This is a genomic window from Streptosporangium sp. NPDC049078 (genome assembly GCF_040648855.1).
Classification (GTDB): domain Bacteria; phylum Actinomycetota; class Actinomycetes; order Streptosporangiales; family Streptosporangiaceae; genus Streptosporangium.
In genome coordinates, this window is the sequence record NZ_JBEZEL010000028.1 from 68,224 (window position 1) to 89,718 (window position 21,495).

Consider the following 21,495-nt stretch of genomic DNA (forward strand, 5'->3'; position numbering starts at 1 on the left):
GGAGGTTCACGGCCGGGCAGAGATCACCGTCACAGGAATGGGAATGTGCGCATGGCCACGCGAACATGGGGCATATCTCTCCACCGCCGAAAGGCGGTGCGTTGACATCCTCCCCACCGGCCGAGTCCGCTCATACTTTCGAGAGAAACCGCAGTACGGCGATGCGCCGTGTTCCCTCCCCCGCCTGAAGGCGGGGGTCACCACGCTCAAGAGGGACTGATGATCGAGATCTGGCCGGGTGACCCTTATCCTCTCGGGGCCACTTACGACGGCGCGGGAACCAACTTCGCGCTCTACACCGAGGCCGCCGAACGCGTCGAGCTGTGCCTGTTCGACGAGGAGAACAAGGAGACCAGGGTCACCCTCACCGAGTGTGAGGGCTTCGTCTGGCACGGATATCTGCCGGGCGTCGGCCCGGGACAGCGGTACGGCTACCGGGTGCACGGCCCGTACGACCCGCCGAGAGGGCAGCGGTGCAATCCCGCCAAGCTCCTCCTCGACCCGTACGCCAAGGCGGTCGAGGGGGATGTGAAATGGGACGAGGCGGTGTACGGCTACCGCTTCGGCGAGCCCGACAGCCGCAACGACGCCGACTCGGCCGACTTCGTGCCGCGCTCCATCGTGATCAACCCGTTCTTCGGGTGGGGGCACGACCGGCCGCCGAGCACGCCGTACCACGACACGGTGATCTACGAGGCGCACGTCAAGGGCCTGACGATCAACCACCCGAAGATCCCCGAGCGGATCCGCGGCACGTACGCCGCGATCGGCCACCCGGAGATCATCGATCATCTGACCGCGCTCGGGGTGACGGCGATCGAGCTCATGCCGGTGCACCAGTTCGTCACCGACCACGTCCTCGCCGAGCGGGGCCTGACGAACTACTGGGGCTACAACAGCATCGGGTTCTTCGCGCCGCACAACGCCTATTCGAGCACCGGGCAGCGCGGCGGGCAGGTGCTGGAGTTCAAGGCCATGGTCAAGGCCCTGCACGAGGCGAACATCGAGGTCATCCTCGACGTGGTCTACAACCACACGGCCGAGGGCAACCACCTGGGGCCGACGCTGAGCATGCGCGGCATCGACAACGCCGACTACTACCGCCTGGTCGACAACGACAAGCGGTACTACATGGACACCACGGGCACCGGCAACAGCCTGTTCATGCGCTCCCCGCACGTGCTTCAGATGATCATGGACTCGCTCCGCTACTGGGTGATCGAGATGCACGTGGACGGCTTCAGGTTCGACCTGGCCTCCACGCTCGCGCGTGAGCTGCACGAGGTCGACCGGCTGAGCGCCTTCTTCGACCTGGTCCAGCAGGACCCGGTGCTGTCGCAGGTCAAGCTGATCGCCGAGCCGTGGGACGTCGGGCCGGGCGGCTACCAGGTGGGCAACTTCCCCGCCAGGTGGACCGAATGGAACGGCATGTACCGCGACACGATCCGCGACCTGTGGCGGGGCGAGCCCGCCGCGCTGCCCGAGTTCGCCTCCCGGCTGACCGGCTCCAGCGACCTCTACCAGGACGACAGCCGCCGCCCCGCCGCTTCCATCAACTTCGTCACCTGCCACGACGGGTTCAGCCTGCAGGACCTCGTCTCCTACAACCACAAGCACAACGAGGCCAACGGCGAGGACAACCGGGACGGCGCCGACGACAACCGCTCCTGGAACTGCGGCGAGGAGGGGCCCGCCTCGCTCGCGATCGAGTCCCTGCGCGAGCAGCAGAAACGCAACTTCCTGACCACGCTGTTCCTGTCCCAGGGCGTTCCGATGATCTCCCACGGCGACGAGTTGGGCCGCACCCAGCGGGGCAACAACAACGTGTACTGCCAGGACAACGAGCTGAGCTGGGTCGACTGGTCCGACATCAGGGAGAACTGGCTGCTGCTGGAGTTCACCCGGCGGCTCGCCAAGCTCCGCGCCGACCACCCGGTGTTCCGCCGGCGCCGGTTCTTCTACGGGCGGCCCGTACGCGGTTCGGAGGAGAACCTCAGCGACATCGCCTGGCTCACTCCGAGAGGGGAGAAGATGACCGACGCGGACTGGAACGTGGGGTACGCCAAGTCGCTCGCCGTCTTCCTGAACGGCGACGCCATCACCGAGCCGGACCGCCGGGGCCGGCAGATCGTCGACGACTCGTTCCTGCTGCTGTTCAACGCCCACCACGACGTCATCAAGTTCACGCTTCCGAAGGACTACGGCGAGATGTGGCTGACGGAGATCGACACGGCGATGCCGATCACGGTCGACACCCGGGTCTGCCGGGCCGGAGAGAGCGTGCCGGTGGTCGGCCGTTCGGTGAGGGTGCTGCGCCGTGTCTGAGCCGACGACCCAGCCGGTCCCCGAGCCGGTCCCCGAGCCCGTGCCTGAGCCCGCTCTGCCGCCGGATCCGCTGCCCGAGCCGGTTCCCGAGCCCGCTCTGCCGCCCGATCCGCTCCCCACTCCGCTGCCCGAGCCGGTTCCCGGGCCCGGCCTGCCGCCGGACCCCCTGCCCGATGTCCGACCCGGTTCGGTGCCGCCGCAGGTCGCCCATGACGAGCTCCTCGCGGACGCCGCCCTCGGGACCGGCGGGGACGTGACCGACCCCTTCGAGCTCCCCGAGGAGGCGCCCGCGCCTCCGCCGTCGCCCGGCTCGTACGAGGTCCCGGTCTCGACCTACCGCTTCCAGCTCACCCCCGACTTCGGGTTCGACAAGGTGGCCGAGCTCGCGCCGTACCTGCGCGATCTGGGAGTGAGCCACGTCTACCTGTCGCCGATCCTGCAGGCCGTGCCGGAGTCGCGGCACGGCTACGACGTGACCGACCACTCGCGCGTGCGCGAGGAGTTCGGCGGCGTCGAGGGTCTGCGGGAGCTGTCGGCGACCATGGCCCAGCACGGGATCGGCATCGTCGTCGACATCGTGCCCAACCACATGACGATCCCGGTGCCCGAGTCGGGCAACGCGCAGCTGTGGTCGGTGCTCAAGGACGGGCCGGGCTCGCCGTACGCGTCGTGGTTCGACATCGACTGGTCCGTGGAGGACGGCGACGGCACCGACGGCGGCGTCGGCAAGGTGAACATGCCGGTGCTCGGTGACGAGGGCGAGGCGGTGGCCGACGGCGACGTGCTGCGCTACCACGACCACGAGTTCCCGCTGCCCGACACGTACTACCGGCTGGTCGACTGGCGGCGCGGGCCCGGCTACCGCCGGTTCTTCGACGTGTCCTCGCTGATCGGGGTGCGGGTCGAGGACCCCGAGGTGTTCGATGCCACGCACGCCGTCATCCTCTCGCTGGTGGAGGAGGGGGTGATCCAGGGGCTGCGGGTGGACCACCCCGACGGGCTCGCCGAGCCGCGCGGCTACCTGTCGCGGCTGCGCGAGAGGTCGGGTGTGTGGACCGTGGCGGAGAAGATCCTGGTCGGCTCCGAGCGGCTGCCCGCCGACTGGGAGTGCGACGGCACCACCGGCTACGAAACGCTCAACCGGATCACCGGCCTGTTCGTCGACCCGGCGGGCAGGGAGCCGCTGGTCGAGCTGTTCACCCGGCTGACCGGGGTCGGCGGCGACTACGCGGCGGTGGTCCGCGAGTCCAAGGCGGAGGTCCTGAACCTGTTCTTCGGCGCCGAGATCGACCGGCTGCACGCCGTCGTCGGCTCCGACCGTCAAACGCTGGTGGAGTTGCTCGCCGCGATGCCGGTCTACCGGGCCTACGCGGTGCCGGGGGAGCCGGTGCCCGAGGTCTCGGCGAGGATCGTCGAGGAGGCGGGGCGGGTCGCCGCCGGACGGCTGCCGGAGGGCGCCCCGGTGGCGGAGGTCGTCGAGCGGGTCCTGACCGGGCCCGCCGACGCGGTCACCCGCTTCCAGCAGACCTGCGGCCCCGTGATGGCCAAGGGGGTCGAGGACACCGCCCTGTACCGCTGGTACCCCCTGTCCTGCCTGAACGAGGTCGGCGGCGAGCCCGACCGCTTCGGCGGGTCCGTCGAGGAGTTCCACGCGTTCTGCCGGGAGATGTCACCGGGCACGATGACGACGCTCTCCACGCACGACACCAAGCGTTCCGAGGACGTACGGGCCAGGCTCGCCGTGCTGTCGGAGATGCCGGAGGAGTGGGCGGCCGCGGTCGGCGAGTGGTCGTCGAAGGTCTCCTTCGACCCGGCCCTCGACTACCTGGCCTGGCAGAACCTGATGGCCTCCTGGCCGATCGGGCCCGACAGGTTCTTCGACTACCTGTTCAAGGCGGCCCGCGAGGCCAAGACCTCGATCTCCTGGGCCACCCCCGACCCGGCCTACGAGCGCGGCATCCGCGACTTCGTCGGCCGGGCCGTCGAGGAGTGCGGCGCCTCGGTCGCGGAGTTCGCCGCGAGGATCGAGCCGTACGCCAGGTCCAATTCGCTCGGCCAGAAGATCGTCCAGCTCATGCTGCCCGGCGTGCCCGACGTGTACTGGGGCAACGAGATCACCGACTTCTCCCTGGTCGACCCGGACAACCGGCGCCCGGTCGACTTCCAGCTGCGCCGCCGGATGCTCTCGGCGGCCCAGGCCCACGCGAGCCAGGAACACCCGGACGAGCCGCACCCGAGCCCCGCCGCCACGGCCGCCCTCAGCTGGGACGAGGCCAAGCTGGCGATCACCGCCCGTGCCCTGGACCTGCGCCGGAGGCTGGACCCCGAGGCGCCGTACGTCCCGATCGAGGCCGGGGAGCACGCGATCGCCTTCGCGAGGGGGGAGCGGGCCGTGACGGTGGCCACCCGGCTGCCCGTCGGCCTGGAGCGGCGCGGCGGGTGGGGGAGCACCACGCTCACCCTGCCGCATGGCACCTGGCGGGACCTGCTGTCGGGTACCGAGTACACCGGCCGGATCCCGCTCGCCCACCTGCTCTCCGTTCACCCTGTCGCGCTTCTGGAAAGGGTCTGACCGATGTTCGAGGTATGGGCGCCGTCGGCGACGGCGGTTGACGTGGAGATCGGCGAGGTCCGCTACCCGATGTCGTCGGCGGGCGGCGGCTGGTGGGCGGTGGAGGTCCCCGGCGCGGGGCACGGCACCGACTACCGGTTCCGGCTGGACGGGGGCGAGGCGCTGCCGGACCCCAGGACGAGGTGGCAGCCCGAGGGGATCTTCGGGCCGAGCCGGGTCTACGACCACGGCCGCTTCGAGTGGGGCGACGCGCTGTGGCGGGGGCGTGACCTGCCGGGCGCGGTCATCTACGAGCTGCACATCGGCACCTTCACCCCCGAGGGCACCTTCGACGCGGCGATCGGCAGGCTGGAGCACCTGGCGGAGCTCGGCGTCGACTTCGTGGAGATCATGCCGGTGCCGCCGGTGCCCGGCGGACGCAACTGGGGTTACGACGGCGTGGACCTGTGGGCCGTCACCGAGACCTACGGCGGCCCCGACGGGCTCAAGCGTTTCGTGGACGCCTGCCACCGGCGCGGGCTCGGCGTGATCCTCGACGTCGTCTACAACCACCTCGGCCCCTCGGGCAACTTCCTCGCCCCCTTCGGCCCGTACTTCCACTCCAGTGCCTCCTCCTTCTGGGGGCAGGCCGTGAACCTCGACGGCCCGGGCTCCGACGAGGTGCGCGCCTACTTCGTCGGCAACGCGCTGCAGTGGCTGCGCGACTACCACATCGACGGCCTGCGGCTGGACGCCGTGCACGCCCTGCACGACAACCGGGCCGTGCACCTGCTGGAGGAGATCGCCGTCGAGGCGGAGGCGCTGTCGGCGGCGGTGGGCAGGCCGCTCACCCTCATCGCCGAGTCCGACCTCAACGACCCCAGGCTGATGACCCCCCGCGAGGCCGGGGGGTTCGGCCTCGCGGCGGCCTGGAACGACGACGTCCACCACGCCCTGCACGTGGCGGTGACCGGTGAGCGGCACGGCTACTACGACGACTTCCACGGCGCGCTGCCCAAGGTGCTGGCTCGCGCCTACTACCACGACGGGACCTACTCCTCCTTCAGGGGGCGCTCGCACGGCCGCCCGGCGTCCCACGTGCCCGGTTACCGCTTCGTCTGCTGCGCGCAGAACCACGACCAGATCGGCAACCGGGCCGAGGGCGACCGGATGGCGCCCGAGGCGCTGCGGCTCGCCGCGGGACTCCTGCTGACCTCGCCGTTCACGCCCATGCTGTTCATGGGGGAGGAGTGGGGGACGCGCTCGCCGTTCCTGTTCTTCACCGACCACGTCGAGCCGCAGCTGCGCGAGGGCGAGGGGGATCGGCGGCGGCGGGAGTTCGTCGGCTTCGGTTACGACGACTGGGCGGACAAGGCCCCCGACCCCGGTGAGGAGATGACGTTCCTGCGCTCCAAGCTCGACTGGAGCGAGCTGGACGACGACGCCCACCGGGCGCACCTCGACTGGTACCGGGCGCTGATCGCGCTGCGCCGCGCTCACCCGGAGCTGACGGACCCGAGGCTGGACCGGGTACGCGTCGACCACGGCGAGTCCTGGCTGGTCGTGCACCGGGGAGGGCTCAGGGTGGCGGCGAACCTCGGCCCGGTCGCGCTCACGGTGAGGCTCGGGACGGGCAGGGCGGCACGATCAGGGCCCGATCACATCCTGCTCGCCTCCGACCCGTCGGCGACCGTGGAGGGGGAGGAGCTCTTCCTGCCTCCCCGATCCCTCGCGATCGTGCGACCGGATCCGGCGCTCTGACCGGCCGGTGATCCCCTGATCCGCCTGACCGTCGTGGCGGCCGTCGCGTCGGCGGTGACGGTCAGGCGGCCACGTGGTTGCGCAGCCGGAGGTCCTCCGGGTACGGGGAGAAGTAGGTCTGGTCCCGTACGTAGTCGGCGGCGAGGCTCTGGGCGTGGTGGCGGATCAGGGTCGCCGGGACGCTCAGCGCCACCTGCCCGGCCCGGTAGGAGGCGATGACCTCCGCCAGGTCGGCGCGGCGTGCCGGGTCGAGCGCGTCGCCCACCATTCCCACGCAGTGCTGCAGGACGTTGACGTGCCGGCCGATGCTCGCCTTGGTGGCGAACGCCGTGTCGAAGACGCGGGTGTAGTCGGCGGCCAGCTCCTCACGGGGCCGCGTGCCCGCGCCGGCCACCAGCCGGCCCGCCTCCCTGAAGGCGACGGGGTCGTGGGCGAGCAGCTGCATCTTGTGCCGGGCGTGGAAGGACACCAGGTCGCGAGGGCGCCAGTCGCTCTCCAGCAGGGCGCGGAGCCGGGCACGGGCGAAGATCCGTTCCACGAAGTTCTCGCGGAGCAGCGCGTCGTTGAGCCGTCCCTCGTCCTCGACGGGCAGCAGTGGATAGGCGTCGAGGACCACGCCCGCGAACACCCCCCTGCCCTTGCGGCCCACGGTCGTGCCACCCGCGTGGACGGGGATGCCGTGCACCCCGCAGCTGGGGCTCTTGGACTTGAGGATGTAGCCGTCCACCTCCAGCAGGGCGGGAATCCGCTCGGCGGCGAGGGCGGTCATCCTGTCGGTGAGGTCCACCCGGCTCTTCCTGGTGACCAGCCGCGTGCCCTCCGGTGAGCGCTCCAGGCGCAGCGTCTCGCGCGGGCTGCCGAGGCCGATCTCCATCTCCGGGCAGATGTGCACCCACTCGACGTGCTTGTCCAGTTCGTTGTTGAGGAACCGGTTGCGGCTGTGTCCGCCGTCGAACCGGACCGGCTCGCCCATCAGGCAGCTGGACACCGCGACCTTCGGCCTGACGGCCCGCCGGCCCGCCTCGTCGGTTCCGTTCATCTCGCCCATCTCGCCCACCTTGTCCATCTCGTCCATCGCGCTCGAACCGCTCGCGCCACGCACGGCGGACACTTTCTCCCGGTGTGGTGCGGCGTCCCGGTCGCGCGTCGTGGCGGTGCCGAGGATGCCGGACAGGCGGCGCAGGCCGCGTGCCGTACGGGCCTTGATCGTGCCGAGCGGGATGCTCAGCCTCTCGGAGATCTCCCGCTGGGTCAGGTCGTCGTAGTAGGCCAGCTCGATCGCCTGGCGCTGCGGCTCGGGCAGCCTGGCGAGTGCCCGCCGCACCTGGTCGCGCTCCGCCAGCTCCTCGCCGTCGGCCCGGCCGTCGTCGCCGACGGGGTCCGCGATCACATCCAGCGGCACCGTCTGGAAGGTGCGTACCCGCAGCTGGTCGACCGCGCGCTTGTGGGCGATCCCGAGCATCCAGGCGGGGAGGCTGCGTTCCGGGTCGAAGCGGTGCCGGGAACGCCAGACCTCCGCGAACACGACCTGCTGAAGATCCTCCACATCCTGTGGCCGAACGAATCGCCGCAGGTAGGAGCGGATGAGGGGCCCGTGGGTGCGGAGGCACTCGGTCAGGGCCGCCTCGTCGCCCTCGGCGAACCGGGTGTTCAGGTGGTCTGTCATGATGCCCCCTTGTCTCAATAACCTACTCAAAACTTATTCATAGTCGCTCGACGGCGGTGATCGCAAGTGGGGGCAGGGAGATACCCGCAGGTCCGGCGGGTCCGGCGGGGAGTTCGGTGAGGAGAGGACGACACCACGCGACCGGGAGCGAAGAAGGCGGGACGTTTCCGAAAGGTGGCCCAGCGTGACAGGAGGAGGCGACGCGGGAGGGTCAGGCGAGGGCGGGCCGAGGGAGCCGAGGGCGGAGGACGGCGTGCCGGGAAGGGGTCAGGCGAGGGCCGCGGTGGTGACGCGGGTGAGGGCGTCCTGGAACGACGTGACCCGGGGGACGGACGCGGGCAGGCTGTCCCACCAGCCGGGGCCGCCGGCGACGATCAGGCTCGACGGGCGGAGCGTGGGCAGAGAGGCGAGGGGGGCGGGGTCGCCGGTCTCGAGCTGCTGGGACCAGACGAAGACCACCGAGGGGCGCAGCCGCCGCATCGCGTCCGCCAGCGCCGGGTACGGGGTCCTGGCGCCCAGCACCCTGGTCTCCACGCGGTGGTCGGTGGTGAGCGCCGCGGCGAGCGCGTAGAGCGGCAGGCTGTGCAGGTCGTTCTCGGCGCAGGCGAGCAGGACGGGGCGGTCACCGGCCGGCCGGGCGGGGCGCTCGGTGAGGGCGATCAGCGCGGCGAGCAGCCGGTCGGAGAACAGGTGCTCGATCTCGATGCTCGCCCCGTTCTCCAGCTGGCGCCTGCAGATCGTCTCGAAGACCGGCAGGGCCAGGCACTCCCAGGTCCACCGCACGCCGTGTCTGGCCAGCGCCGCGCCGATCCACTCCTGGACGGTCCCGCTGTCCAGCGTCATCGCCGCCCGCGTCAGCATCGCCACCGTCGGCACGCTCGGCGGCCGCGCCGCAGGGAGGGACGGGATCTTTTCGCGGGCGGGCCGCCCGGCCTCCCGCTCCGCCGGAGGCGGTGGGACGGTCTCGATCTTCAGGACCTCCCGTGCCGCGTCGGAGGCGGGCACCCCGCTCCTGATGAGCCGGTTCATCTCCTCCAGGCGCCACAGGTCGCGGGCGTCGTAACGACGGTGCCCCCCCGGGCTCCGGCGGCTCGGACCCACGCCGTAGCGTAGGTTCCAGGTCCGCAGTGTGGGGGCGGGCACTCCAAGGCGTCGAGCTACGGCCCCGATGCCGTAGCTCGGTTCCTCTACGGTCGCCACCTGACGCTGCTCATCCATCCCGTCCCATTTTAGGCCTGCCACCTGTCGTACCAGCTTGACAGGCGGCGCGAGCGGTCGCTCCATGAACACCTATTCGATTTCCGGGCCCCCGGTGGATGCAACCAGCGGAGTGTGACCGGGCGAAAGGAAATCGTGACCGATATTGTGATCGTTTTGTTCAGCCGCGATCTCCGGGTGCACGACCATCCGGCGCTCGCCGCGGCGTGCGAGCACGCACGTCATGTGGTCCCCCTCTTCGTCGCGGATCCCTCCGTGCCCGGCGGCGACCGCCGGGGATTTCTCGCCGAGTGCCTCGCCGACCTGCGCGAGTCGCTCCGTGAGCGGGGTGGTGAGCTGATCGTGCGTCGTGGTGATCCGATCGCCGAGACGATGCGCCTGGCGCGGGAGACGGGGGCACGGGCCGTCCACGTCAGCACGGACGTCAGCACCCTCGCGCGACGCAGGCAGCGGCGCCTGGCCGAGGAGTGCGAGCGTGCCAGGACGGCGTTCCACATGTTCCCCGGTCTGACGATCGTGCCCCCCGACGCGCTCAGGCCGTCGGGCGGAGGCGACCACTACCGGGTCTTCACGCCCTACTGGCGGGCCTGGGCCCGGCAGCCGCGCAGGGAGGTGCTCAAGGCTCCCGGTGTGGTGCGCGTTCCCGACGGCGTGTGGGCCGGGAGGCCGCCCGAGCCGGGGCGCGCGTCGCACGAGCTGTTCAGAGGTGGTGAGACGGTCGGGCGCCGGAGGATGAGGCAGTGGCTGAAGCACTGCGTGGACGACTACGCCGACGGCCACGACGACATGGCGGGTAACCGCACCTCCAGGCTCAGCCCCTACCTGCGCTTCGGCTGCGTCTCGCCGCTGGAGCTGGAGGCGCTCGCGAGGGAGGTGGGAGGCGTGGGAGAGGGCGAAGGCGGGGGTGCCGAGGAGTTCGTCAGGCAGCTGTGCTGGCGTGACTTCTTCTACCAGGTGACGCGGGCCTTCCCGCGCATCAACCGCGACGACTACCGGCCGCGCGGGCACGAGTGGCGCGACGACGACCACGCGGCACAGGCGTGGAAGGAGGGCATGACCGGGGTCCCGATCGTGGACGCGGGGATGCGGCAGTTGCTCAGCGAGGGATGGATGCACAACCGGGCCCGCATGATCGTGGGCTCGTTCCTCGTCCGGCGGCTCGGCGTCGACTGGCGCGTCGGCGCCGACCACTTCTTCGATCTGCTGCTCGACGGCGATGTCGCCAACAACTACGGCAACTGGCAGTGGGTCGCCGGGACGGGCAACGACACCCGGCCCAACCGGCCCGTCAACCACATCCGGCAGGCCAAAAGGTACGACCCGGAGGGCGAGTACGTCCGCCGTCACGTCCCCGAGCTCGGCACCGTGCCCACGAGGATGATCCACGAGCCCTGGAGGCTCCCCTCGGGTGTCCCGGGCTATCCGGCGCCCCTGGTGTCCATGGACTGAGCCGGCCGGGTCGTCGCCCGCCGAGGCGCGAACCCTCGCGACGGGCCTCACGATGAGAAGCCCCGGCGGCAGTGGGCTTTCCCGGCCGGAGGCGCCTGGCCGGGAAAGCCCACCACCGCCGGGGTGGCGGGGTCGTTCTCAGTGCCGCGTGCTCAGTCTCGCGGTCTCAGTGCTCGCGGTCTCAGTGCTTGTGGTCGTGACCCGCGTGGTCGTGGTCTGCGTCCTCGTCGTCCTCGTCCGAGGGGCCGTCGGAGGGCTCGACGCCCAGCACGGCCTCGCGGGGCTCGATCTGGTCGACGTGCTCGATCAGCCCAAGGACGTGGTCCGGCTCGATCAGCCACTGCAGTGCGGTGGCGCCGGTGTCGTCGGCCGAGACCAGCTCGGCCTGCTCCTTGCGCTCGTCGTCGTCCAGGTCGGCGTCAGGGTGGCTGATCTCCTTCAGCGCGGCGGCCTGCAGGGCGGCGATGTCCTGCACCTCCACGGTCAGCTCAACGGTCAGACGCAGGTAGCGTTCGGTGCCCGATACATCACTCATAGTGTGAATCCTAGTGCCTGGGTGGGGTAAACCAGCCTAAGGGAGTTTCCACTCCACGGGGGTGGTGCCCTGCTTCTCGAGAAGTTCGTTCGTCTTGCTGAACGGGCGGGAGCCGAAGAAGCCGCTGCGGGCCGACAGGGGACTGGGGTGCGCCGACTCGATGGCCGGGACGGAGTCGAGCATCGGGCGCAGGTTGCGGGCGTCGCGTCCCCACAGGATCGCCACCATCGGCTTGTCGCGGGCGACGAGGGCCTTGATGGCCTGCTCGGTGACCTCCTCCCAGCCCTTGCCCCGGTGTGAGGCGGGCTTGCCCGGCATGACGGTGAGCACCCGGTTGAGCAGGAGCACGCCCTGCTCGGTCCAGGGGGTGAGGTCGCCGTTGCTCGGCATCGGCAGCCCGAGGTCCTCGGTGAGCTCCTTGTAGATGTTGCGCAGGCTGCCCGGGATCGGGCGCACGTCCGCGGCGACGGAGAAGCTCAGGCCGATCGGGTGACCCGGCGTGGGGTACGGGTCCTGGCCCACGATCAGCACTTTGACCTGGTCAAACGGCTGTTGGAAGGCGCGGAGCACGTTGGCGCCCGAGGGGAGGTACTGCCTGCCTTCCGCCACCTCCCTCCGGAGGAACTCGCCCATCTCGGCGATCTTCTCGGCGACGGGTTCGAGGGCCTCGGCCCACCCGGCTTCCACGACTTCGTTCAAGGGACGTGCGGCCATGTGCAGGACCCTATCGAGGTTTTAGGCCCGGTACGGCGCGTGCCGGCAATCAGCGCGTGCCGCACCGGGCCTGCCCCTGTTAACTATTTCACCGAGCCAGCCATCATCCCCTGGACGAAATACCGCTGGAAGGCGAAAAAGAGGATCAACGGGATAATCAGCGACAGGAAAGCGCCCGGCGCAAGAATGTCCACGTTGGTCCCGAATTGCCGCATTTGGGACTGTAGGGCCTTGGTCATCGGCTGGTTCTCGGTGTTGGCGAAGACCAGCGAGACGAGCAGGTCGTTCCAGACCCAGAGGAACTGGAAGATGCCGAGCGAGGCGACCGCCGGTTTGGCCAGCGGGAACACCACGGTCGAGAAGATCTTCCATTCCCCGGCGCCGTCCATCCGCGCCGCCTCAAGCAGCGAGCGTGAGATGCCCGCGAAGAAGTTGCGGAGCAGGAAGATGGCGAAGGGGAGGCCGAAGGCGACGTGGAAGAGCACCACGCTCGCGATGGAGCCGAAGATCCCGGCCGAGCCGTACAGTTTCGCGATCGGGATCAGCGCGATCTGGGTCGGCACCACCAGCAGGCCGACCACCACCAGGAACAGCGCGTCCCTGCCGGGAAACTCCATCCAGGCGAACGCGTACGCCGCCATGGCGGCGATGCCGATCACCAGGATGGTCGAGGGCACCGTGATGAACACGGTGTTCCAGAACGACGCGGTGAACCCGGTGGCGAGCAGGTTGGAGTAGTTCTCCAGGGTCAGCTCGGCCGGCTTGGTGAGGATCGTCCACCAGCCGCTGGAGTTGTTGGCCGCCTCCTCGCGGATCGAGACCACGAACAGGCCCAGGGTGGGAACCAGCCAGAACAGGCCGACCAGCACCAGTACCGCCTGGACCAGGCCGTTGCCCAGCCGGTCCACGATCCTGCCGAGGACGCCGCGAGGTGGGGTGCCAAGGGTGGAGGTCGTCACTGGTTGTCCCTCCTGAACCGGCGGATGTTGAGAATCATGAAGGGAAGGACGAGGAGCAGCAGGAAGATGGCGAGCGCGCTGCCCAGCCCCTGGTTGCTGCCTCCGCCGAACGAGACCCGCCACATCTCCAGCGCGATCACATTGGCCTGCGGCTGCACCGATCCCGGTGCGATGACGAAGACCAGGTCGAAGACCTTCAGGGTATTAATGATCATCGTGACGAACACGACGAGCAGTACCGGGGAGAGCAGCGGAACGGTGATCTTGCGGAACACCTGCCACTCGGTGGCCCCGTCGATGCGGGCCGCCTCCAGCGCGTCGCGCGGGATGGCCGCGAGCCCTGCCGCGATCAGTACCATCGCGAACCCGGCCCACACCCAGACGAACGCGCCGATGATCGCCGGAGTGATCAGTGTCGGGCCCAGCCAGGGGATCCCGCCGAACGCCGCCTCGAAGTTCGACTGCGGCAGTCGCACCTGGTATTCGCCCGGAGCGAGCCCGGTGAAGCGGAAGGTGCCGTCGGCCCCGCTGGTGGCGGTGGCCTTGACGGCGCCGTCCTGCACCGCCTCGACCGTCATCCCGGCCAGGGCCTTCTCGGTGCCGTCCACCTCGTTGGCCGCGCCGCCACCGCCCTGGGTGAAGTCGACCCAGACGGTCCCCGCCAGCTCGCCGGGACCCGGCTGGACCGCCTTCGCCGTCGAGGCCGAGGCGAGGGTGTCGGGCTTCACGCCCACGAGCGGCAGGAGCACCGCCTGCCCCGGCTGCGCGGGCTGCTTGGTGACCACCCCGCCGCCCTGTTCCGCGGTGACGGGGGACTGGTCGTTCTCCCTGGGGCGGGCGTCCGGGTAGCCGTTGCTCGAACCGAAGAGACCGGTCACCGAGGTGATCACCGCGTTGGCCACACCCCGGTCGGGGGCCTGCTCGTAGACGAGGCGGAAGATGACGCCGGAGGCCATCAGGGAGACGGCCATCGGCATGAACACGACCAGCTTGAACGCGGTCGCCCAGCGGATCCGCTCGGTCAGCACCGCGAAGACGAGGCCGATCACGGTGACCAGGGCGGGAGCCACCGCGACCCAGATCAGGTTGTTCCTGATCGTGGTCAGGGTGGAGGAGTCGCTGAAGATCGTCGCGTAGTTCTCCGCCCCGACGAAGGTGCTGCCGTCGGCGTCGTAGAGGCTACGGAAGATCGAGTAGATGATCGGGTAGATCACCATCACGCCGAGTACGAGCGCGCCCGGCAGCAGGAACCAGATCGCCATCCTCGGCGGCGGCCCCAGCCGGGAGGCCCCGGCGGGCACCTTCGCGGGCGTGGCCGCCGGGGCGGCCGCCCCCGCCGTGGCGAGCTCCGGCTCGGCGGCCGGTGCGGCCGGGTCGTCCGACCTGACGTCGGCGAGGGCCGGGTGGCCGTCCCCGCCGTCCGTCTTCTCCGAGGTTTCCGGGGTCTCCGGGGTCCCGGAGGTCTTCGAGGGCTCGTCGGCGGACGGGGTGGCGTCAGAGGTGTGGGGGGAGCCGGCGCCTCGCGCCGGCCGCTGGGTGTCGTCAGGTCCGGAGGAGGGACCGCGGGCGGCGTCGTCGCCGCCACGCGAACCCTGCGGGCCGTCTAACCGGTCGGTCACGGCCTTACTCCCCTACTTCCAGGCCTTCTTGGCCTCGGCCTCAAGCTTGTCCTGGATGCCCTTGATGTCCGAGGGGGTGCGCACGAAGTCCTGCAGGTACTTCCACAGGGCCTTGCCGTCGGTGCCACCGAAGGCGCTGGGCGCGAGGTCGGACATGTCGTAGCGGACCGTGTCACCGGCGGCGATGATCGTCTCGGCGAGCTTCTTGGTCATGTCGTCCGGGTAGTTGTCCGGTGAGACGTTGCGGTTGGGAGAGAGGTAGCCGGGAAGCTTCGCCCAGACCTCGCCGCCCTCCTTGGAGGCGAGGAACTCCAGCAGCGCCATCGAGCCCTCGGACTCCTTCAGCGCCACCGCGATGTCACCGCCCAGCACGACCGGCTCGGTGTCGCCGACCTTGGGGAACGGGAAGTACTTGGCCTCCTCGCCGAGCTTCGCGCCCGACTGCTCGGCCGTGACGCCCACGAAGTCCGCCTCGATGACCATCGCCGACTTGTCCTGGCCGTAGACCTGGGTCACGCAGGTCGGGAAGTCGGTCTGCAGGGCGCCGGCGGAGCCGCCGAGCAGGAACTCCTTCTTGCCGACGAGCTGCGCGATCTTCTCCAGCGCGGTGGTCACGCTGGGGTCGGTCCACGGGATCTCGTGCTTGGAGAGCTTGGTGTAGTTCTCCGGGCCCGCGGAGGACAGGTAGACGTTCTCGAACAGGTCGGTCAGGGTCCAGCCGGAGGCGCCGCAGAGGGAGAACGGCGGGGTGCCCGAGTCGGCGATCGTCTGGGCGGCCTTGATCAGGTCGTCCCAGGTGGCGGGGGGCGTCACACCGGCGTCCTGGAAGGCCTGGTCGCGATACCAGATGAGCGACTTGTGGGCCGCCTTCACCAGCACGCCGTAGGCCTGGCCGTCGGCGGAGCCGAGCTCCTTCCAGTACGGGGTGTAGTTGTCGTCGATCTGCTTCTGGACCTCGGCGGTGAGCGGCTTGAGCGCCTTCTGGTCCGCGTACTGCTGGACCAGGCCGGGCTGGGGCAGGATCGCGACGTCCGGCGGGTTGCCGCCCTCGATGCGCGGCCCGAGGTAGGCGCCGGTGTCCTCACCGGTGGAGGCGTAGGTGACCTTGGCGCCGGTCTTCTCCTCGAACGCCTTGAGCACCTGCTCGAAGTTGGTCTGCTCGGCGCCGGTCCACTTGGCGGCGACCTCGACGGTCACCCCTGCGAGGTTCTTGGCGGCCGGGGCCGACGCGGGCGCGCTGTCACTCGTGGCCGGTGCGGGGGCGGCCGACTCGCCGCCGCCGCACGCGGCGAGTGCCAGGGCGAGTCCCGCCGTCGTCACCGCTGCGATGGTTTTGCGCATACTGAACAGACCTCCTGAGACATTGAGGCTTGAAATCGGGATATGTAGGACGAACAACCAGCCGAAATGGGGATGACGGCTTCTGCCGGGGGATGCCCCGGCCTCATTGGGCCCGGATTATCTCTTCGAGTTGGCCCTTCATGGAGGAGACGACGTCGTCGCCGTCGCCGTCCTTCGCGAAAGGCGGTGTGAGGGCGTTGGAGACCGCGCTGGCGATCACCAGGCTCACCTGGTTGTAGTTGGCGCCGGCGGGCCTGGGCCGAGCGGAGAGGATGCTCTGCTTCAGGACCGGCAGGTAGGGAAAACGCCTGATCAGGTCGGGATCGTCGTACAGTTCGGCCCACACGGGCGGGAACGAGCCGTCGGCGAGCACCCGCCGCTGGTTCTCCAGGCCGGTGAAGTAGCGGATGAACTCGGTGGCCGACTTCTGCCGCTTGGAGAAGGCGCTCACCGCGAGGTTGTAGCCGCCGAGCGAACCGGTGCCGGGGCCGTCGAGGCCGGGCAGCCGGGTCACCCCGAACTTGCCGGCGACCGCCGAGGTGGTGGCCGGTCCGTAGGCGTGCGGCCAGTTGCGGGCGAAGGCGAGCCGTCCCTCCTCGAAGGCGAGCTGCGCCTCGTCCTCCTTGTAGGAGAGCGACTCCTCCGGGATCCAACCCTCCCGGAACCCGTCCATCAGGAAGTCGAGGCCGACCTTCGCCTTGGCCACGTCCATGGTCACCTTGGTGCCGTCCAGGCTGAGGATCTGCCCGCCCGCCGACTGCACGGCCTCGGTGAAGTTGACGGTCAGGCCCTCGTAGGCCAGGAACTGCCCCGCGTAGCCGCCGATGCCGTACTTGTCGTGCAGGGCGCGCGCCTGGGTGCGCAACTCCGCCCAGGTCTTCGGCGGCTTGAAGCCCTCCTTGGCCAGCAGGTCCCTGCGGTAGTAGAGGAGGCCGGCGTTGCTGGTGTAGGGAACCGCCCAGAGCTTGCCCCGGTAGACCGCCGTGTCGACGACCGGCGGCAGGAACCGGTCGAGCGGGAACATCGTGCGCTCCAGCGGCAGGATCCAGCCGGCCTCGGCGAACTCGGCGGTCCAGATCACGTCCAATCCGATCACGTCGTATCGGTCGCTTTTGGCCTGGAGGTTGGCGACCATCTGCGCCCGCTGCTCGTCGGCGGCCTCGGGGAGTTCGAGCAGGGTCGCCCGCTCCCCGGGGTGGGCCTGGTTCCAGCGGTCGAGCAGCGGCTGCAGGTAGGCGGTCGCGGGGCGTCCGATCACCAGGGTGAACGGACCGGTCCCGCCGAACCGCTCATCCTCCTGGGCGCCGGCCGCCGAACATCCCGCCAACCCCGCCACGAGAAGCACGGCGAGCGCGACGGGGATGAGTCGGCGCACCATGACCTCCCGGTTTCCAGTTGGTTACATACGTGTTAGGTAGATGCATGCATGTTATGCATAGCGGTATCATCACCGTCAACGGATAACCCCGTAACGCTCACGTAACGAGCTCTCCGAGGAGGTGGGGCGTGCGGCTGACGCTGCTGGCGCTCCTCGCGAAGGAACCTGCCCACGGCTACGAGCTCAAACAGGCACTTGAACAGATCTTCGGCAGCGCCTACCCTTCACCGAACATCGGGCAGATCTACGTCACGCTCGGCCGTCTGGAGAAGGACGGTCTGGTGCGCGCCGTGGACGTCGAGCAGTCCAACCGGCCGAACAAGAAGGTCTACTACCTGACGGCCGCCAGCCGCGAGATCCTCGACACGTGGGTGGACGAGCCCACCGAGGGCCCCAGGGTCCGGGACGAGTTCTTCATGAAGCTCGTGCTGGCCCCGATGACCGGCATCGCCGACAGAATGGCGATGATCAATCGCCAGCGCCGTCACTACCTCGGACTCATGCGTGACCTCAACGAACTCGCCGAGCGGACCGACCCGGAGAACCAGGTCGCGCTCCTGCTGGTCGAGGGGGCCATGCTGCACCTCCAGGCCGACCTCGACTGGCTCGAACGCTGCCAGGAGGAGCTGAGTTGACCTCTCCCGTGGTTCCCGTGGTCGAAACCGTCAACCTCGTCAAGATCTACCAGGACGGCGGGGTGCCGGTGCCCGCGGTGCGAGGGGTCGACCTGCGGGTGAGCCCGGGGGAGTTCGTGGCGGTCATGGGCCCCTCCGGCTCGGGAAAGTCCACCCTGGTCCACATGATCGGCGGTCTTGAGGCGAGGACCAGCGGTGAGATCTGGCTCGACGGGCAGCGGGCCGACACGCTCAGCGAGAGCGCCTGGGCGCTGCTTCGCCGCCGGAGGATCGGTTTCGTCTTCCAGTTCTTCAATCTCGTCGCCAACATGACCGTGGCCGACAACGTCGAGCTGCCCGCGCTGCTGGCGGGGGCCTCCACGCGCGAGGCCCGCCGCCGCCGCGAATACCTCCTCGGCGAGCTCGGCCTCACCGCCCGCGCCGACGCCGCCCCCTCGCAGCTCGCCGGGGGCGAGCAGCAGCGGGTCGCGCTCGCCCGCGCGCTGGCCAACGAGCCGAGCCTGCTGCTCGCGGACGAGCCCACCGGCAACCTCGACAGCCGCAACACCCGCGACGTCCTGCGCCTGCTCGGCGAGGTCCACCGCGAGGGCCAGGCCATCATCCTGGTCACCCACGACGCCAGGGTCGCCAGCCTGGCCGACCGGGTGGTCTCCCTCCTGGACGGCCAGGTCGTCGACGACGGGGGCGCCGGGCTGGTCCGCCGCCGCCCCAAGGGCAGCGCCGGCGACGTCGTCGAGCTGAGAGGCTGACGGTGCGCCTTCTGCCCTCCCCGTCCGAGGGGCCGCCTCGGCCCGTGCTCCCCAGGCTCCTCCGGGTCGGCGACGTCGTCGCGGGCGGCATCACGGGTTCGCCTCCGCCGGTGCCTTCGGGGCTCGCCGGTCCGACGGCCTTGCGGGCTTCGGGGCTCGCCGGTCCGACGGCCTTGCGGGCTTCGGGGCTCGCCGGTCCGACGGTCCCGCGGGCTTCGGGGGCCCCACGGGTTTCGCGAATCATGCGGAAGGCATCGCGGTGAGCACCGTCCGCGCCTCCGTGAGGTGGATCCGCGCCGATATCAGGGCCCGCAGGGGCCAGGCGCTGCTCACGCTGCTCGCCGTCGCCGGGATCGTCACGGCGCTGATCACCTCCGCGACCCTCCTGGAGGACGGCACCAACCCGTGGCGGGGGCTGTTCGCCGAGTCCAGGGGCGCGCACGTGTGGATACACACCAAGGACGCCCCCGACCCGGCCGCGCTGTCGAGGCTGCCCGGCGTGGTCCAGGTCGCGGGCCCCTACCGGTCGGCTCCGGTCACCCTCACGCTGGACGGCAAGAGGTCGCCGGTGGCGCTGCGGGAGATGTCCGCGACGCCGCCCCGGGTCGCCGCCCCGCTGATCCGCGAGGGGCGCCCGCTGCGCTCCGGCGACACCGACGGCGTGGTCGTCGAGCGCTCCTTCGCCAAGGCGCTCGGCCTGAGGGTGGGCGGAGCCTTCCCGGTGACCGCGCTCAACGGCGCCACCCACCCGCTCATCGTGGTCGGCCTGGCCGACACCGCCGACCAGGGGTTCTACCCCGAGTGGACGCCCGGCCTCGCCTGGACGCTCGCGCCCGTGCTGGCCAGGGTCGAGCCCGCGCTGGGGCGCAGCGAGTCGGTCACCGGGCTGCGCCTGGCCGACGGGGAGGCCACGCTGCCCGCCGTCCACGGCGCCGTCACCCTCCTGGACGAGCAGATCCAGCGGATGTCCACCTGGCGTGAGGTCCGCGCCTCGATGGAGCTGGACAACCGGCTGCTCGGCCTGCTGCTCGCGCTGTTCGGAATCACCGGGCTGGTGGCCGCCGCGCTCGCCATCGCCAACGCGGTGGGCGGCCGGGTGCTGAGCCAGACGCGCGACATCGCCACCCTCAAGTCCCTCGGCTACACCCGGGGCCAGGTGTTCGGCGTGCTCATGGCCGAGCACGGTGCGCTCGGGCTGCTCGGCATCGCCCTCGGACTGGTCTGCGGGCAGATCGCGGCCTCGTTCGTCCTGGACGGGGTGCCGATACTGCCGCTCTCCCCGGTCCCGCTGCTCGCCATCACCGGCGGCACCGCCGCCGTGGTCCTGATCGCGGTGGCGCTGCCCGCCTGGCGGGGCGGCCGCACCCCTCCCGTCCCCGCGGCGCCCGTCGCGCCGCCCAGGAGGCACCTGTCCCGGCTGGCGCGCCTGGCGCTCCTCGTACGGCTGCCTCCCGCCCTGGTCCTGGGCACCCGGGACGCCTTCACCCGTCGCGTCCCGGCGTTCCTGAGCATCTTCGGCGTCGCGATCCCGATGATGATGATCACTATTGGGCTCGGCTGCTGGGCCACCCTGGACGACTTCCTGCGGCACCCGGAGCGGGTCGGCCAGGCGGCGGCGCTCACGGTTCGCCCGGACAAGCTCTCGGCCGACGACGCCCTGCGGATCGCGAGGGCCGACCCGGGGGTGCTGGCGGTCTACCCCGGCACCGAGGTGCCCGCGCTGGAGCCCGAGCAGACCAGGAGTGTGCTGGCCCGCGCCGCCGGAACCTCCGCCGAGCCGTACCCCTTCTCGGTCGTCGAGGGGCGGATGTACGCCGCCAGGGGGGAGGCCGTCGCGGGGCAGGGGCTGCTCGACCTGCTGGGGGTGAAGATCGGAGACCGGATCCGGCTCACCGTCGGCGGCACCCCGCTGATCGTGCACCTGGTGGGCCGGGTGGTGGAGCCCGACCAGGACGGCGAGGTGCTCTCCTTCGGGATCGACAGCCTCGCGGCCAAGGACGCGGTGCCGCCGCAGTTCTACAGTCTGGTGCTCAGGCCGGGCGCCGACCCGGCGGAGGTGAGGGCGCGGCTGATGGTCGCCTCGGGAGAGGCCCTCGAGGTACGGCGGGTGGTGAACCCGGCGGAACGGCTCGCGATCATCCGCGTGGTGATCGTGGCGTTGATCGTCGTGCTCGCCCTGCTCGGCCTGGCGAACCTCCTGACGGCGAGCGCCCTCGGCCTGCGCGACCACGCCCTCGACCTCGCGGTGCTCAAGGCCATGGGTCTCACCCCCCGGCAGGTGGCGGCCACCCTGGTCACCGGGACCGGCCTGCTGATCGTGCTGGGGGTGGTCGCGGGCACCGTGGCCGGGGCCTCACTCGTCGGCGGGCTGATCGACCTGCAGGGGCACACCAGCGGTGTCGGCGCGGGCATCGGCCGTACGCCCTCGGTCCTGACGCTCGCCGTCGCGGTGCTCGTCGCGGTGGGGAGCGCCCTGCTGGTGACGCTGATCCCGGCGGGGTACGCGGCCCGCGCCCAGGTCCCGGTCACCGCGAGATGACCGGAACTCGTCGGGGTTCACCCGGGACGGCCCCGGGACGGTGACCGTCCCGGGGC

The 21,495-nt window shown here is 70.5% G+C and carries 15 protein-coding genes; 7 read left to right on the forward strand and 8 right to left on the reverse strand.

Annotated elements, in window-relative coordinates; all coding sequences use genetic code 11:
* Nucleotides 1–219 precede the first annotated feature (219 nt).
* From glgX to treZ, 3 genes are read left to right on the forward strand one after another with little or no spacing between them, the layout of a single operon-like run.
* Nucleotides 220–2,325, forward strand: a complete 2,106-nt coding sequence (gene glgX, locus AB0B90_RS36290) for a glycogen debranching protein GlgX (protein ID WP_350948521.1) — start codon at nt 220–222, stop codon at nt 2,323–2,325.
* Nucleotides 2,318–4,897, forward strand: coding sequence for a malto-oligosyltrehalose synthase (gene treY / locus AB0B90_RS36295; RefSeq protein WP_362926514.1), 2,580 nt, complete (start codon nt 2,318–2,320; stop codon nt 4,895–4,897). Before glgX ends, treY begins: the two co-directional genes overlap by 8 nt.
* Nucleotides 4,898–4,900: 3 nt before the next feature.
* Nucleotides 4,901–6,637 carry a malto-oligosyltrehalose trehalohydrolase gene (gene treZ, locus AB0B90_RS36300; protein ID WP_362926515.1) on the forward strand — a complete coding sequence of 579 codons (1,737 nt, stop codon included), beginning with the start codon at nt 4,901–4,903 and terminating at the stop codon, nt 6,635–6,637.
* A gap of 61 nt (nt 6,638–6,698) precedes the next feature.
* On the opposite strand, the gene AB0B90_RS36305 is transcribed toward treZ, so the two are convergent.
* The gene (locus AB0B90_RS36305) at nt 6,699–8,303 is read right to left on the reverse strand and encodes a DUF1722 domain-containing protein (RefSeq protein ID WP_362926516.1); all 1,605 of its coding nucleotides are present in this window, start codon (nt 8,301–8,303) and stop codon (nt 6,699–6,701) included.
* A gap of 267 nt (nt 8,304–8,570) precedes the next feature.
* Complete coding sequence (locus AB0B90_RS36310; protein WP_362926517.1) at nt 8,571–9,521, reverse strand: MerR family transcriptional regulator; 951 nt, start codon at nt 9,519–9,521, stop codon at nt 8,571–8,573.
* 135 nt (nt 9,522–9,656) lie between these two features.
* Between AB0B90_RS36310 and AB0B90_RS36315 the strand changes: the two genes are divergently transcribed.
* Nucleotides 9,657–10,970 (forward strand): deoxyribodipyrimidine photo-lyase, encoded by a 1,314-nt coding sequence (locus AB0B90_RS36315; RefSeq protein ID WP_350948526.1) that lies wholly within the window; start codon nt 9,657–9,659, stop codon nt 10,968–10,970.
* Between the two features lie 181 nt (nt 10,971–11,151).
* Here the strand turns inward: AB0B90_RS36315 and AB0B90_RS36320 are convergent, their stop codons facing one another.
* From AB0B90_RS36320 to AB0B90_RS36345, 6 genes are all read right to left on the reverse strand, one after another.
* A complete protein-coding gene (locus tag AB0B90_RS36320) occupies nt 11,152–11,505 on the reverse strand; it encodes a hypothetical protein (RefSeq protein ID WP_362926518.1) in 354 nt (117 codons plus the stop codon).
* A gap of 36 nt (nt 11,506–11,541) precedes the next feature.
* The gene (locus AB0B90_RS36325) at nt 11,542–12,219 is read right to left on the reverse strand and encodes a uracil-DNA glycosylase (protein WP_362926519.1); all 678 of its coding nucleotides are present in this window, start codon (nt 12,217–12,219) and stop codon (nt 11,542–11,544) included.
* A gap of 83 nt (nt 12,220–12,302) precedes the next feature.
* Entirely contained in the window at nt 12,303–13,178 is an 876-nt protein-coding gene (locus AB0B90_RS36330) for a carbohydrate ABC transporter permease (RefSeq protein ID WP_350948529.1), read from the reverse strand.
* On the reverse strand, nt 13,175–14,797 hold the full coding sequence (locus tag AB0B90_RS36335; protein ID WP_362926520.1) for an ABC transporter permease subunit: 1,623 nt from the start codon (nt 14,795–14,797) through the stop codon (nt 13,175–13,177). Before AB0B90_RS36335 ends, AB0B90_RS36330 begins: the two co-directional genes overlap by 4 nt.
* A 12-nt stretch (nt 14,798–14,809) precedes the next feature.
* Complete coding sequence (locus AB0B90_RS36340; RefSeq protein WP_350948531.1) at nt 14,810–16,138, reverse strand: ABC transporter substrate-binding protein; 1,329 nt, start codon at nt 16,136–16,138, stop codon at nt 14,810–14,812.
* Nucleotides 16,139–16,241: 103 nt separating this feature from the next.
* On the reverse strand, nt 16,242–17,516 hold the full coding sequence (locus AB0B90_RS36345) for an ABC transporter substrate-binding protein (RefSeq protein WP_350948532.1): 1,275 nt from the start codon (nt 17,514–17,516) through the stop codon (nt 16,242–16,244).
* Nucleotides 17,517–17,644: 128 nt separating this feature from the next.
* Between AB0B90_RS36345 and AB0B90_RS36350 the strand changes: the two genes are divergently transcribed.
* The 3 genes from AB0B90_RS36350 to AB0B90_RS36360 all read left to right on the forward strand — a co-directional run bounded on the left by AB0B90_RS36350 (nt 17,645) and on the right by AB0B90_RS36360 (nt 21,439).
* Nucleotides 17,645–18,151 (forward strand): PadR family transcriptional regulator, encoded by a 507-nt coding sequence (locus tag AB0B90_RS36350; RefSeq protein ID WP_362926521.1) that lies wholly within the window; start codon nt 17,645–17,647, stop codon nt 18,149–18,151.
* Nucleotides 18,148–18,900, forward strand: a complete 753-nt coding sequence (locus tag AB0B90_RS36355) for an ABC transporter ATP-binding protein (RefSeq protein WP_362926522.1) — start codon at nt 18,148–18,150, stop codon at nt 18,898–18,900. The genes AB0B90_RS36350 and AB0B90_RS36355 overlap by 4 nt, the downstream gene beginning before the upstream one ends.
* Before the next feature lie 259 nt (nt 18,901–19,159).
* Nucleotides 19,160–21,439 (forward strand): FtsX-like permease family protein, encoded by a 2,280-nt coding sequence (locus tag AB0B90_RS36360; protein WP_350948535.1) that lies wholly within the window; start codon nt 19,160–19,162, stop codon nt 21,437–21,439.
* Nucleotides 21,440–21,495: the final 56 nt, after the last annotated feature.

Bases quoted from the DNA above. Each gene is read 5' to 3' on its own strand.
- glgX (WP_350948521.1), top strand. From the start codon at position 220: ATGATCGAGATCTGGCCGGGTGACCCTTATCCTCTCGGGGCCACTTAC.
- treZ (WP_362926515.1), top strand. From the start codon at position 4,901: ATGTTCGAGGTATGGGCGCCGTCGGCGACGGCGGTTGACGTGGAGATC.
- AB0B90_RS36305 (WP_362926516.1), bottom strand. From the start codon at position 8,303: ATGACAGACCACCTGAACACCCGGTTCGCCGAGGGCGACGAGGCGGCC.
- AB0B90_RS36310 (WP_362926517.1), bottom strand. From the start codon at position 9,521: ATGGATGAGCAGCGTCAGGTGGCGACCGTAGAGGAACCGAGCTACGGC.
- AB0B90_RS36320 (WP_362926518.1), bottom strand. From the start codon at position 11,505: ATGAGTGATGTATCGGGCACCGAACGCTACCTGCGTCTGACCGTTGAG.
- AB0B90_RS36325 (WP_362926519.1), bottom strand. From the start codon at position 12,219: ATGGCCGCACGTCCCTTGAACGAAGTCGTGGAAGCCGGGTGGGCCGAG.
- AB0B90_RS36340 (WP_350948531.1), bottom strand. From the start codon at position 16,138: ATGCGCAAAACCATCGCAGCGGTGACGACGGCGGGACTCGCCCTGGCA.
- AB0B90_RS36345 (WP_350948532.1), bottom strand. From the start codon at position 17,516: ATGGTGCGCCGACTCATCCCCGTCGCGCTCGCCGTGCTTCTCGTGGCG.